This window comes from Pontibacter aquaedesilientis (genome assembly GCF_014773225.1).
In the GTDB taxonomy this organism is placed as follows: Bacteria; Bacteroidota; Bacteroidia; order Cytophagales; family Hymenobacteraceae; genus Pontibacter; species Pontibacter aquaedesilientis.
In genome coordinates this window covers 87,303-100,748 of record NZ_JACXAJ010000005.1, presented here as the reverse complement: position 1 = coordinate 100,748, position 13,446 = coordinate 87,303, and the positions used below count along the sequence as shown (strand labels likewise).

The window sequence follows — 13,446 nt, the reverse complement described above, 5'->3', positions numbered from 1 at the left end:
GAGAATGCCAGCAAATTTTGTGCAATTCCTGTTTAACGCACCTATAGGGCTGCTACCTCCTTTGGGTAGCACACAAAGTATTTCTCCACCTTATTGCTCAGGGCCTGTATGTTGGGCAGGTCAGAGGCATCGGCCACATTCACGACATACCCCGTTTTGGTGAGCACATCGATGGACTGCCCCACGGCCTGGTAGGCATTGTTGCTGATCTGCCCTGAGATCATCAGGTATTTCACATCCTCCGGAGCTACCCCAAAACGCTCCTGTACTAGTTCGCTTATACCTAGCATCATCTCTTCGTCTATCGGTTTGCTGGATATAAACACTTTAAAGAGTTTCCGGCTCAGGATACTCCTGGAGAGGTATGCAATAATTGGGTCGGGATGGGAGGCCCAAAGCTTGATGCCGCTCCAGACGTCGTGGTCGTCCAGTGAGACGAAGCGTTCCAGGATGGTGTTATCAGACTGAAAATCCTCCAGTGTGAGGTTGGAGGATAGAAAATACTGCAGGCAAGGGCTGGCCGGTACTTCTATACCTTGCTGCATAAGTTCCCGGGCACGCTGCACGGTGCGCAGCACCATGTTCTCGGCACTGATCACGGTTTTGTGCAGGTATACCTGCCAGTACATCAATCGGCGGCTCACCAGAAAGTTCTCTATACTGTAAATGGCTTTTTCTTCCACCACCAGTTTGTCGTTGGCCACGTCGAGCATCTTGATCAGGCGGTCGGCACCGATTTTGCCCTCGTATACCCCGGTATAGAAGCTGTCGCGGTTCAGGTAGTCGAGGCGGTCCACATCCAGCTGGCTTGACACGAGTTGGTGAAAGAACCGGCGTTCATAGGTATCTGTGAATATTTTTATCGCCAGACTCAATCTTCCACCAAAGGCGTCGTTGAGTAGGTGCATGATGTGCAGTGAGAGGTGCTCGTGGTGCACTTCCTGAAAAATGGCCGTTTCCAGTGCATGCGAGAAGGGCCCATGGCCAATGTCGTGCAGCAGGATGGCGATAAGAGAGGCTTCAAATTCCTCGTCAGAAATCTCGTTGTTCTTGCTGCGAAGCGTGTTCAGGGCTAGGTTCATGAGGTGCATGGCGCCTAAAGCATGATGAAATCGCGTATGCAAGGCCCCAGGGTATACCATATCGGTCAGGCCCAGTTGCTTGATGCGACGCAGGCGCTGGAAGTAAGGATGGTCGATGATGTCGAACAGCAGTTCAGTCGGCACCGTGATGAAACCGTAAACAGGGTCGTTTAATATTTTTTTCTTATTCACAAAAACCGAGGTTTTTAATTGTTAAATTGCTAATCATTAAACGGTTGCTTTGCAAAAAGACCTGATTCGCCGGATCTGCCGCATACCACTGGCAGGCAGGAAACTGCGCTGCCGCAGAACCAGTAACCTTAAGGCATAGGTGTAGTAAACTACATAATACTATCCCTTGTCTAAGACCCGCGACCAGCAATTAAGTTGCGTAACCATTTAAGTAGTAAGCCATTTAGCCTAATTAAGCAACAAGTAAAACTATGCAAAGATATACTATTTTATGGGCCGATGATGAAATCGACCTGCTCAAGCCGCACATTCTTTTTCTGGAAGAAAGAGGCTACGACATTACTCCCGTGAACAGTGGGGCCGACGCCATAGAGAAGGTACAGGAACAAGGATTCGACGTGGTGTTCCTAGACGAAAACATGCCCGGTATCAGCGGATTGGAAACCCTCAATGAGATCAAAACCATACGCCCGGCCATGCCTGTGATCATGATCACCAAAAGTGAAGAAGAGCACATCATGGAGGAGGCCATTGGATCCAAAATATCCGATTACCTGATCAAGCCACTCAACCCGAGCCAGATTTTGCTTTCTGTGAAAAAGACCCTGGAGAACAAGCGCCTAGTGTCCGAGAAAACCAACATGAGCTACCAGCGTGATTTCCGCCAGTTAGGTATGGCTTTTGGGGAACGTTTGAGCCCGGTGGAATGGGCTGACATTTACAAGAAACTCGTGTACTGGGAGCTCGAGATCGACGAGACCGAGAACAAGAGCATGGCCGATGTAATCAACATGCAGAAGGACGAGGCCAACTCCAACTTTGCCCGGTTCATCATGGATAACTACGAGGACTGGATCAACAAGGAGTCGGACGATGCGCCCCTGATGTCGCACCAGCTGTTCAGGGAGCGGGTAATCCCTATGATGAAGGAGTCTGACAAGCCCGTATACTTCTTGCTGATCGATAACCTGCGCTACGACCAGTGGAAAGTGCTAGAGCCGCTTATCTCGGAGTACTTCACTGTAGACACAGAGGAGATGTATTATTCCATACTCCCTACCACCACGGCCTACTCCCGAAATGCCATTTTCTCAGGTATGATGCCCACCGAGATCATCAAGAAATACCCGAATCTGTGGGTAAGCGACGACGAGGAGGAGGGCAAGAACCTGAATGAACCAGACTTCCTGGAGATTCAGTTGCAGCAAAACCGCATCTCGGACAAGCACAGCTATCACAAAATCACTAACCCGTCCGCCGGCAAGGACCTCAACAGTAAGTTCAATAACCTGGATAATAATAAGCTCAACGTCATTGTCTACAACTTTGTGGATATGCTCTCGCATGCCCGCACAGACAGCAACATGGTGCGCGAGTTGGCCCCGGACGAGTCGGCTTACCGCTCCATTACGCGATCCTGGTTCATACACTCGCCCTTGTTTGAGATGCTAAAGCTGATCGCTGAGCGCAAAGCCCGCCTCATCATCACTACAGACCACGGCACGATACGGGTAAAACGGCCTTTCAAGATTATTGGCGACCGCCAGACCAACACGAACTTAAGGTATAAGCACGGTAAAAACCTGGGCTACACCGACAAAGATGTGTTTACGGTTCGCAAGCCAGAGCGATTTTTCTTGCCAAAAGCCAATGTTTCTACTACGTTTGTGTTTGCGATTGAAGACTACTTCTTCGCATACCCAAATAACTATAATTACTACGTGAACTACTACAAAGACACTTTTCAGCACGGAGGTGTCTCACTGGAGGAGTGTATCATACCGTTTATCACGCTGACACCTAAGAATGTATAACGCAGGAGTTGAGAAGAAGAGTATTAAGATGTCGTCGTTGGCTGATTTGCCAGCGGCGGCTTCTGTGCTTTTAGAGGAGTGCCGGAAGGAGCCGATTATTTTGTTTGAGGGCCCCATGGGAGCAGGCAAGACCACGCTCATAAAAGAGCTTTGCCGCCAAATGGGCGTGAAGGAGAATGTGAGCAGCCCGACCTTTGCCCTGGTGAATGAGTATGAGAAGGGTGACGGGAACCTAATCTACCATTTTGACTTTTATAGGATTAATGAGGAGCGTGAGGCGCTGGGCATTGGGGCGCTGGAGTATTTTGACTCCGGCAAAACTTGCCTGATCGAGTGGCCCTCTATGATCCCGAACCTGTTGCCGGAGCATTACCTGTTGGTAAAGCTGGAGCCTGCCGCCGAAGGCGAGGAACGCACCATGACCATAAACCTTGTATGATATGACGGAGAGATTCGCCGTTGAATTAGGAAAGCTGGCCAATAGTCCGGCGCTATACCCAAAGGAGTCGATGCTGGCTGTGGAGGAACGGCACAAAAGCCTGTTTATCGGCCTGCCAAAAGAGTCTTCGTTTCAGGAAAACCGCATCGGCCTGACTCCAGACGCCGTGAAGCAGCTAACCGACCAGGGACATAAGATCTGGATTGAAGCCGGAGCAGGAAGCCCATCCAAGTACTCCGACAACGACTACTCCGAAGCCGGTGCCCGTATTGTTTATTCTCCGGAGGAAGTATACGAGGCTGGCATCGTCCTGAAGATCGCACCTCCAACCTACGACGAGATCGAGTATCTGCGCCCTGGCCAGACCCTGATCTCCGCCCTGCACTTCGGTAACTTGACTTCCGATTACGTGAATGCCCTGCTACGCAAGAAGATCAACGCCATTTCCTTCGAGCTGATCCGCGATAAATCGGAGTCTAAACCGGTGGTGCGTGCTATGAGCGAGATAGCCGGCAGCTCTGTTATGCTGATCGCGGCAGAGTATTTGAGTAGCAGCAACGATGGCAAAGGCGTAATTCTGGGAGGTATAACTGGTGTGGCCCCGTCCAAGGTGGTAATTATGGGAGCCGGCACGGTAGCCGAATACGCAGCACGCGCGGCTTTGGGCCTGGGAGCCGAAGTAAAGGTGTTCGACAACCACATCTACAAACTTCGCCGACTCAAGCACAATATCGGGCAGCAGATCTTTACCTCTACCCTGGACAAAGCCATCCTGTACAACGAGCTAAAGCAGGCTGATGTCGTGATAGGGGCGTTGGTGGCTGAAGAGGGGCGTATGGCCTGTATGGTAGAGGAAGGCGTTGTAGGCCAGATGAACCCGGGTTCCATCATCATCGATGTGTGCATTGACCAAGGAGGTTGCTTCGAGACCTCCGAACTGACATCGCATAGCCGTCCGATCTTCCGCAAATACGATATTATTCACTACTGCGTACCAAACATTGCATCCCGTGTGCCCCGCACAGCTTCAACGGCGCTCAGTAACATCTTCACGCCGATTTTCACAGAGATTTCAAAATTCGGAGGTATCAACGAAGTTTTGTTCACCAATGAGCATTACCGCAGCGGTGTGTATATCTACAAAGGCAGCCTCACAAATTCGCAGATCGCCAAGAAATTTGGCATGCGGTATAAAGAGTTGGGTTTGATGATTGCCGTAAGAAATTAAGGTATAGCAGTACCTAAGTATAAAACGAGAAAGTCCCGGCTAGGTATAGCCTGGACTTTCTCGTTTTATAGGGCTTTTAAGAAAGAGGGTTACTTCACCAAAGCTTTATCGACCCGTGTAGGTGTGTCTTCGCCCGATACAACCCCTTGCGCAGCCAGGGCAATCGCCCGGATCATACTCGTAAAGTGCGGCATGTCCAGCAGTTCGAACTCATCTTTTACGGTATGGTAGGTTTTGTCCTGGTCTATCTGAACAGACGAAATGGTATGCGCCGGCACACCAAGGCGGGCCAGGGTGGCATTATCGGATCGGTAGAACAGGTTCTGCTTCGGGTATGGGTCAGGATGAATACTGTAGGTGGTGCCTTTTAAGCGTTTTTGCATGAGCAGACCCAGGTCAGATTTCTCGAAACCCGTGAGGTAGGCGCTGTTGGGACCGAACCTGGACGGTTTGCCTACCATCTCGATGTTGAACATGGCCACAATCTGGTCGGGGTTGAGTTGCTCAGAAAAATAGCGCGAACCATGGCCACCGATTTCCTCCGCCGTGAAAGCGGCAAAGATGAGCGTGCGCTCTGGCTGGACCTGCTGCTTGTAATAGCGGGCCAGCATCATCATGGCGGTAGTGCCGGAGGCGTCATCGTCGGCACCGTTGGCGATACTGTCACCATCCACAGACTTGTGGAAGCCGATGTGGTCGTAGTGACCGGAGAATACCACAAACTCATTTTTACGCTTCCCCTCTATCATACCCACCACGTTGGACAATTCGAGTTTGTCTATTTTGTTCTCGAACTTTACCTGGTATTTCTTGGGATTGGCCTGGTCGGTGAGCACGTATACCTTACTGCTGCCCGTTCCGATTTCTTTCTTCACGGCGCCTTTCGCAAAATAGCCTCTGTAATCTTGAAACGCTTCGGCATGACTAGGGTGGACTAGCACGATCGCATCCTGCTCCTGGGAATTGACCTTGGCAAACGCCGCCCTGAAATTTTTGCCTTTTGATATAGTGATGATATCGACCTTGTTTTTCTGGTTCCAGTCCAATTGCTTCTGGGATGTATTGACGAATAAATGCTCGGCAGCAATCTCTATATTGTCGAGGTTCACTTCCGTTTGGCTGGGCGTGAGGCGATGAACGTAAAAAGTTTGACGGAAAGACGGAGCCTGGCTGGCGCTGCCACCCTTGAGCGGAAGCAGACCTGCTGCGCTAAATTCCGTTTCTATAAAAGTAGCTGCTTTTTCGATGCCGGCAGTAAAGGTGGCACGGCCCTGCATGTCATCGTGGCTCAGCGTCTGCAGCAGGCGGGTGGCTTCCTGTTGGTTGATAACGGATAGGTCCTGGGCCGAGAGGGATGCGCCCATCAAAAGTGAGAAGGCAGTGACGAACAGCTTTTTGCGGATCATAGGTATAGGGGTGTGTATGCTTAGGATTTTGTGATTTATTAGAAATAGTACAGAAGTATCAGTTGCCTGTGTACCCCTGCACGGAAACAGGCACCCAATATACTCAAATATGGAAAAAAGCCCCAACGTGAACTGGCTAAAGTTGCTACAGTATACCTTGTTGGTAGCTGCTTTGCTGTATTTTGGGCGCACCCTTTTTATTCCTTTTAGTTTTTCGTTGCTTATCAGTTTTGTGCTATACCCCATTGTGCGTTGGATGGAAGAGCGGGGTTGGCGACGCTGGAGTGCGATCTTGCTTTGTTTGCTGGCGCTGGTGCTGTTTGTCGGGGGCATGAGTTGGCTGTTGGTGCGGCAAATGGCCAGCTTTGGCCAGGAGTGGCCTGTGCTTCAGGACAAACTGCTCGGTGCCTGGCAGCAGCTGAACCGGTACCTGGAGCACCAGTTCGGTATAGACGATGCACAGCGGAGCAGCTGGATAGAAGGGCTTGTGAAAGACGCCACCTCCCAGGTGTTTGACATGATACAGGGGGTGCTCTTCGCATCCCTAAAGACCGTAGTGCTGGTCCTGCTGATTCCGCTGTATGCCGCGCTTATTCTGTTTAACCGGGAGCAACTGGCAGCCGCGCTGTTCTCTATGTTCCCCAAATCTGAGCATAGCAAGATCCGCAGCATACTGCATGAGACCATCACCACCTACTATAATTTTATCAAAGGGATGATTATTGTGTATGCAGTAGTGGGCGTGCTTAACAGTGTTGGTCTACTGCTGCTAGGTATACCGCATGCCATATTTTTCGGTATTGTAGCTTCTATCCTCACCTTTATACCTTATGTGGGCATTACGATCGGGGCCATTCTGCCCATGGCAGTCGCCTGGATTACTTACGACTCGGTGTGGTATCCGATCGGGGTGATCATCGTGTTCTCGGTGGTGCAGTATCTGGAGGCCAACCTGATTTTCCCGTTGGCGGTGAGTTACCGTCTGCAGGTAAATATGCTGTTTACCCTGCTGGCTATTGTGGCGGGCGGGATTATCTGGGGGGCTTCGGGTATGATTTTGTTTGTGCCCTTTCTGGCTATCCTGAAGCTCATTGCCGACAAGCACGAAGAACTCAGGCCGGTGTCGCTGTTGCTGGGAAGTAAAGTGTCTGCCAAGCCAAAGGCCAAACCTACGATCAAGCTGAACCGCTTTCGCCGGAAGTAGCATCGGATTACTTTTTATGCCACTCCCGCTTCAGCAGGCTGTATACCTCCAGGTCGATGAAGCGGCCCCGAAGCCATTCCCCGTCGCGTTCTATACCTTCCAGTATAAACCCCAGTCGTTTTGGAATGCGGCTGCTTTTGTGGTTGCCAACGCCTACTTTTATCTGAATCCGGTTGATGTGCATCTGCTCGAAGGCCTGCTTTATCATTGCCTCACAACTCCGTGCCATGATGCCCTTGCCTTGGAAATTCTCACCCAGCCAATAGCCAATCTCCAGCCTGCTGTTGGCACGGTCAATCGACTTATATCCAATCACGCCAATCACCTGGCCGTGGTAGCGAATGGTGTATACCTGATCCTGTATGTTGCCGGGGGCTGTAACGGTGCGCAGGTATAGCTCGGTGTCGGCAGCCGAAACCCTATGATCGACAAAAGGCAGCCATTCCCGCATGTAAAGCCGGTGCTTGTCTATAAGCTGGTAAAGCGCCTCAGCGTCGGATACCTGAGCCTCATGCAGCGCAAGCTCGGGGGAAACAGTAATCGGTGGAGACGTTGCTGTAGTTTTCATTTCTCTTCTTAGGGATTTAGGTAATTCACAGATCGTGAAAATAGTTTCAGCGCAAAAGCTGTTCGCCTTTTACTGAAGCTGGTGTACTAGTTAGGTTGTAAACATATGTTGCTAAAAATCAGTTAAATAAAGTGTTGTGCTATACCTGCAACGCATGATTCTGTGAACATCGATACCCACACCATAAACGCCAGGTTATGAAAAAGTCTATTTTACTGCTGCTATTTTTATATGGCTTCATTCACACCGTTTCTGCGCAGGATACACCTGTTCGGTTGGGCGGTAAAATCGGTCTCAATGTGGCCAACATCAGTAGCGACCCAACGCTGGTAGAAAAATCATCGGGGCTGGGCACCGAATTTGGCGCTTTTGCGCGTATCGGCGAGCGCTTTTATGTGCAGCCGGGCGTGGACTTTGTGAGTAACAAAGTAACCATACAGCGCACCATCCAACCCCGCTCCGGCGAAAGCGACGAAGTACGGCTGCACTACGTCAGGGCGCCTGTGCTGATCGGTATGGAAAACGTTTATAACAGCAGCAGCGGTAGTTCTACCATATTTCGCGTCATGGCGGGTCCTTCGTTTGGCTACAATGTGGGCGTGAGCGATAACAACCTGGACGTGCGCCGTCGCAACATCCGCAATGCTCAGTTCTCGCTGCACGGAGGTGCGGGGATCAGGTTGCTTCGTTTCGTTGAGCTCGACCTTATGTATACCCATGGCCTAATGACGGTATTCAATGACAACGACGCCGAAGGCAAGTTCCGAAACATTTCGGCGACAATTGGCTTCAGTATTTAAGTCTTCGCTATTCATCCAAGTGCTTTCTGATAAACTCCACCGCTAGTTTGTGAGCATCCTCGGCTGCCTCTTGATCATATTTGGGATTGCTCGGGTTTGCAAAGGCGTGCACGGCATCATACATTTTGATCGTCACCTTTTTGTCTGCTTCCTTCATTTTTGCCTCGAAGTCGCGCACTATTTCCGGTGTAATGGAACCATCCTGTTCGGCGAAAATACCCAGTACCGGAGCCTTCAGTGTTTTCAGTCGCTCCACATCACGTTCCGGCATGCCATAATAAATAACGGCTGCCTCTGCCTGATTCCCGGCCAGCAGGGCGGCCTGCAGTGACCAGCCACCGCCAAAACACCAGCCAATGGTGGTAATGTCGGCTTTTGACCCGGCATAGGTAATAGCCCCTTGGATGATAGCTTTCGCACGTTCGTTATTCACAGCCTGCATATACTGCATCGCCTGTTCCCGCTCTTTGGCGATTTTGCCGTCATATAAGTCCAGGGCAATCACGTTCACATCACCTAGTTCGCGGTGAAGCCGCTCAGCCTCTTGTTTAATGTAGTCGTTAAGACCCCACCATTCATGAATCACAAAAAGGTAGTTATTAGTTTTCTTGGCCGCTTTTATCTCGTAAGCGCTGGCCGTTTTGCCATCCGGGGTCTTGTAGGTAATGGTCTTGCCTGCCTGTTTCTGGAGCGTGAAGGGCAGCGGATTTTCGTGTTTCTCTACAAAGGACTTGTCGTTGGCCAGCATGGCAAATTGTGTGGTAGCCTCATTGGAAGCTGGTTTTACGCAGCAGGACATCTTCTCCTGGGCAGTGGCGGCCTGGAAGATAAACAGGCAGAGCGCCAAAAGGAAGGCAAGTTTTTTCATAGTGGTGTAGGTTTAGTGTGCTGTAAGTTAGTGATTTAGGTGGTTGTTCGAAAGCGGATGCCGCTAAAATAAAAACAGCCTTTCCCCGGGTAAACAGGAAAAGGCTGTTGATGTTAATTTTCAGGGACGATTTAGTTGTGCCGCTCTTCCTTGGCCGAAGATGTTTCCTTTGCTTTGGATGGCTTGCGCCTTTTGACCGCACTGCGGCGCTTCACATAGACCGCCGAGGAGCCTTTGTCGTCTTCCTTGCGGATCGTGAACAGGTCTTTATGCGCTTTGATGAGCTGAATGAGCTGGCTATACCCAAACGTGCGCGGATCGAAGGCCGGATCGAGGGTACGCAGGCTGGTGCCGATGCCTCCCAGATGTGCCCAACCGTCTTCGCCCACCGCCATCGTAAAGGCTTCTTTCAGCATCGGCACCGGGTTCGGTCGTGGGTTGTCCTGTCCGTTTGGTGTTATTTTATCGGCTGCTGCAATTTGCTTTTCGTCGATATCGTCCGTCAGGTTTTCGGTGTAGATAAAAATGTTGCAGGCGTTCACAAACGGCTTGGGCGTCTTACGCTGCCCGATGCCCATCACAAAGATGCCTGCCTCCCGGATACGGGTTGCCAGTCGGGTATAGTCGCTGTCAGACGACACGATGCAGAAACCATCTACCAGGTGGCTGTGCAGCAGGTCCATCGCGTCGATGATCATGGCGCTGTCGGTGGCGTTTTTGCCCACGGTATAGCGGAACTGCTGAATGGGCTGTATGGCGTGGTTATTCAGGCAGTCTTTCCAGCCGTTCATCTGCGGGGTGGTCCAGTCACCGTAAATGCGGCGGATGGTGGTTTGCCCGTATTTGCCGGCCTCGGCCAGTATTTTAACAATCAGGGTTGGTTGCGCGTTGTCGCCATCTATCAGCATGGCCATGCGCTGCTGTTTTTTCTCGTTGAAGGGTTTGGTCATAAAAGGATACTCTGGGTTTAATATTCCCGGTTTGAGCTGTTTTTGTACTGTTATACTTCTGAAATGAAGATGGGTTGTAAGAAGGTAGGGAATTCCCTATATAAGGGGAGAATGCTTATATTGTGGTGTAATTTAAGGAATTTAAATTAAAGAGGATAAAGGAGGGAGATATTTGATTTCGGGGTAAGTATAAGCCAAGTAAGTTAATCCTATTAATAATTAAGGACTCTTTAGTTAATTTTTAAACATGAACTTGTACTAAAAACTACATGACATGCACATCTTTGTAGAGACAGAACGGCTTATATTGAGAGAGCTTTTACCTTCTGATGATCTTGGTATGTTTGAACTTGACTCGGATGTTGAAGTGCAGCGGTATCTAGGAAACAAACCTATCAAACAAATTGCGGAAGCAAGAGAGACCATCGATTTTATAAGAAAGCAGTATCAGGAAAATGGGATTGGAAGGTGGGCAGTGGTCGAAAAAGAAAGTAACAACTTTGTTGGGTGGGCAGGACTAAAGCTTGTTAAAGACCGGACTAATAACCACATCAACTATCATGATTTGGGGTATAGGTTGATAAGAAGATACTGGGGGCGAGGTTACGCAACAGAGGCTGCAAATGCTTCATTAAAATATGGTTTCGAACGACTGGTATTGGAGAGAGTGTATGGGATGTGTGATGTGGAAAATGCCACGTCCAGAAAAGTTCTGGAAAAGGTAGGGCTTAAACTTATGGGTACTTTTGATTTGGAAGGTATTCCACATTATTGGTTCAATATTTCGAAACCTCAAATCCGATGAACAGACTGATTTTACTTTTGCTGATTACAATAGCATTCTCTTGCAATAAAAAATTGGCTAGTACGGAGCAATTGGTATTTGACAGGATGGCGTATATGTATGATCTCAAACCAGCCATAGCAAAAGATATTTGGCCGGGCTTCGATGAAAAGCAGTATGACGTACCGTTAATATACTACACCGATTCCACATCGTTCATAGCCAATCCTACGGCGCGGTTTTTAGCAATTTATAACCCAATTGCAGTTTTCAAAAGCAGCGCAATAAAGGTATACAAAACCGCCTCCCGCCTTGACAGTACTCCTTTTCACATGGCTGTGAACTTCACTCTTGGAGACTCAAGTGCCTATGATAATTATGTGCCCTTTATGCATTGCAGCGGTTTTGAAGAAACCCGCGACGTGATAGAAGACGTGGAATCTGTAGAGGTATGGGTGACGATGGTTGTACATGAGTACTTTCACGGATTTCAATTCCAGCACAAAGACTATCTTGAGCGCTTTGGCAACCACGCAGCTTCTTCTCAGAAGAGCAAGCTAAAGGAGCTTTATAAAGAGCATGCGTGGTTCAAAACTGCAGTGGACAAAGAAAACGAACTCTTGCTGCAGGCTTTAGCTTCTGATGATCGGAATGAGATCAGAGAACTGATTGCAGCCTTCTTCAAAGAAAGGGAAACGCGCAGAGATGAAGCAAAGCGGAAACTCGATCTTGACATTGGAACTGTTGAAAGTACTTACGAAACACTAGAAGGTACGGCAAGGTATGTAGAACAAAAGCTCTACGAAAAGTTCTCCCAAAAGCTACCGGATGCTAAATTACAGCAGACAGATTCAGCGTATCATGCTTACCATGCTTTCAAAGGTTACAAATTAGAGAAAGATCAATGGCTATACCTGACGCCAAAGTCTGGCGTGTACTTTTATGCAACAGGCTTCAATATGACAAGACTTTTCGATAAGCTGCATATAGGGTATAAAGACAGACTGTTCAAAGAAAGTCATCTGTCATTAGAAGATATACTTAAAACAATCTAACACGAACAATAACTGCGGGTATAACCTAACCTACTTAAACTCTGTACTCCCCATGAAAAAACTATTCTCCATACTAACCCTCCTTCTCACCGTGACACATTTCTCCACACAGGCGCAGGTGTTTAAAAGTGAAGAGCCCCTGGCCCATACCTATTCGATTGTAGCCCGCGACGCGAAGACCGGCGAGATGGCCGTAGGCGTGCAAAGCCACTGGTTCTCGGTGGGCACGGCCGTGCCCTGGGTAGAAGCGGGCGTGGGCGTAGTGGCCACCCAGTCTTTTGTGAACAAGTCATTCGGCTTGCGCGGGCTTGCTTTGCTGAAAGAGGGCAAGTCGCCGCAGGAAGCGCTGGATATGTTGCTGGCCGAAGACGAAGGCCGTGAAGTGCGGCAGGTGTCGATACTGGACGCGCAGGGACGGGTGGCGACACATACGGGCAAGCAGTGCATCCGCTATGCGGGGCACACCGTCGGCACAAATTTCTCGGTGCAGGCCAACATGATGCTCACCGATAAGGTATGGCCCGCCATGGCCAAGGCCTTTGAAACAAGTGCAGGCAAGCCACTGGCTGAGCGGGTACTGCTGGCCATGCAGGCAGCCGAGCGGGAGGGAGGCGACATCCGGGGCAAACAGTCGGCGGCGCTGGTAGTGGTGCGCGGCAAAGCCACAGGCCAGCCTTGGGACGACAAAACCATCGACCTGCGGGTAGACGATCACGAAAAACCGCTGGACGAACTGGAGCGACTGCTCAAGGTATACCGTGCCTACGAGCACATGAACAATGGCGACTTGGCCGTGGAGAAGGGGCAGATGGAGAAGGCCATGGAAGAGTATGGCAAAGCCGAGACCATGTTCCCGAACAACCTCGAAATGAAGTACTGGCACGCCATCACGCTGGCCAACAACGGCGACATCAGCGGGGCCACCAAACTACTGAAGGAGGTATACAAAAAAGACAAAAACTGGAAAGAACTGACAGAGCGCCTACCCGAAGTAGGGCTGCTCACCCTAAGTGCTCAAGACCTGCAGAAGGTGCTGCAAGTGAAGTAGGTATAGCC

General features: G+C 49.9%; 13 protein-coding genes. 8 read left to right on the top strand and 5 right to left on the bottom strand.

The window, feature by feature from the left end:
* Positions 1 to 41: 41 nt before the first annotated feature.
* The gene (locus H9Q13_RS11840; RefSeq protein ID WP_191184018.1) at positions 42 to 1,274 is read right to left on the bottom strand and encodes an HD domain-containing protein; all 1,233 of its coding nucleotides are present in this window, start codon (positions 1,272 to 1,274) and stop codon (positions 42 to 44) included.
* Positions 1,275 to 1,525: 251 nt separating this feature from the next.
* Between H9Q13_RS11840 and porX the strand changes: the two genes are divergently transcribed.
* The 3 genes from porX to H9Q13_RS11825 are packed head-to-tail and all read left to right on the top strand — an operon-like array spanning position 1,526 to position 4,755.
* Complete coding sequence (gene porX / locus H9Q13_RS11835) at positions 1,526 to 3,088, top strand: T9SS response regulator signal transducer PorX (RefSeq protein WP_191184017.1); 1,563 nt, start codon at positions 1,526 to 1,528, stop codon at positions 3,086 to 3,088.
* On the top strand, positions 3,081 to 3,527 hold the full coding sequence (gene tsaE, locus H9Q13_RS11830) for a tRNA (adenosine(37)-N6)-threonylcarbamoyltransferase complex ATPase subunit type 1 TsaE (RefSeq protein ID WP_394367981.1): 447 nt from the start codon (positions 3,081 to 3,083) through the stop codon (positions 3,525 to 3,527). The genes porX and tsaE overlap by 8 nt, the downstream gene beginning before the upstream one ends.
* Position 3,528: 1 nt before the next feature.
* Positions 3,529 to 4,755 (top strand): alanine dehydrogenase, encoded by a 1,227-nt coding sequence (locus H9Q13_RS11825; protein WP_191184016.1) that lies wholly within the window; start codon positions 3,529 to 3,531, stop codon positions 4,753 to 4,755.
* Positions 4,756 to 4,844: 89 nt separating this feature from the next.
* Here the strand turns inward: H9Q13_RS11825 and H9Q13_RS11820 are convergent, their stop codons facing one another.
* Complete coding sequence (locus H9Q13_RS11820) at positions 4,845 to 6,161, bottom strand: M20/M25/M40 family metallo-hydrolase (RefSeq protein WP_191184015.1); 1,317 nt, start codon at positions 6,159 to 6,161, stop codon at positions 4,845 to 4,847.
* 109 nt (positions 6,162 to 6,270) lie between these two features.
* On the opposite strand from H9Q13_RS11820, the gene H9Q13_RS11815 reads away from it, so the two are divergent.
* On the top strand, positions 6,271 to 7,365 hold the full coding sequence (locus tag H9Q13_RS11815; RefSeq protein WP_191184014.1) for an AI-2E family transporter: 1,095 nt from the start codon (positions 6,271 to 6,273) through the stop codon (positions 7,363 to 7,365).
* 7 nt (positions 7,366 to 7,372) lie between these two features.
* Here the strand turns inward: H9Q13_RS11815 and H9Q13_RS11810 are convergent, their stop codons facing one another.
* Positions 7,373 to 7,933, bottom strand: a complete 561-nt coding sequence (locus H9Q13_RS11810) for a GNAT family N-acetyltransferase (protein WP_191184013.1) — start codon at positions 7,931 to 7,933, stop codon at positions 7,373 to 7,375.
* A 197-nt stretch (positions 7,934 to 8,130) separates the two neighbouring features.
* On the opposite strand from H9Q13_RS11810, the gene H9Q13_RS11805 reads away from it, so the two are divergent.
* On the top strand, positions 8,131 to 8,733 hold the full coding sequence (locus H9Q13_RS11805) for a porin family protein (RefSeq protein WP_191184012.1): 603 nt from the start codon (positions 8,131 to 8,133) through the stop codon (positions 8,731 to 8,733).
* 7 nt (positions 8,734 to 8,740) lie between these two features.
* Here H9Q13_RS11805 and H9Q13_RS11800 read toward each other — a convergent pair whose 3' ends face one another.
* Positions 8,741 to 9,601 carry a dienelactone hydrolase family protein gene (locus tag H9Q13_RS11800; RefSeq protein ID WP_191184011.1) on the bottom strand — a complete coding sequence of 287 codons (861 nt, stop codon included), beginning with the start codon at positions 9,599 to 9,601 and terminating at the stop codon, positions 8,741 to 8,743.
* A gap of 131 nt (positions 9,602 to 9,732) precedes the next feature.
* Positions 9,733 to 10,551 carry an NYN domain-containing protein gene (locus tag H9Q13_RS11795; RefSeq protein WP_191184010.1) on the bottom strand — a complete coding sequence of 273 codons (819 nt, stop codon included), beginning with the start codon at positions 10,549 to 10,551 and terminating at the stop codon, positions 9,733 to 9,735.
* A 274-nt stretch (positions 10,552 to 10,825) separates the two neighbouring features.
* Here H9Q13_RS11795 and H9Q13_RS11790 point away from each other — a divergent pair, with 274 nt between their 5' ends.
* Genes H9Q13_RS11790 through H9Q13_RS11780 form a run of 3 tightly spaced genes read left to right on the top strand, consistent with a single transcriptional unit; the run spans position 10,826 to position 13,438 of the window.
* Positions 10,826 to 11,356, top strand: coding sequence for a GNAT family N-acetyltransferase (locus H9Q13_RS11790; RefSeq protein WP_191184009.1), 531 nt, complete (start codon positions 10,826 to 10,828; stop codon positions 11,354 to 11,356).
* On the top strand, positions 11,353 to 12,390 hold the full coding sequence (locus tag H9Q13_RS11785) for a hypothetical protein (protein WP_191184008.1): 1,038 nt from the start codon (positions 11,353 to 11,355) through the stop codon (positions 12,388 to 12,390). The genes H9Q13_RS11790 and H9Q13_RS11785 overlap by 4 nt, the downstream gene beginning before the upstream one ends.
* 52 nt (positions 12,391 to 12,442) lie before the next feature.
* Positions 12,443 to 13,438 (top strand): DUF1028 domain-containing protein, encoded by a 996-nt coding sequence (locus H9Q13_RS11780; protein WP_191184007.1) that lies wholly within the window; start codon positions 12,443 to 12,445, stop codon positions 13,436 to 13,438.
* Positions 13,439 to 13,446: the final 8 nt, after the last annotated feature.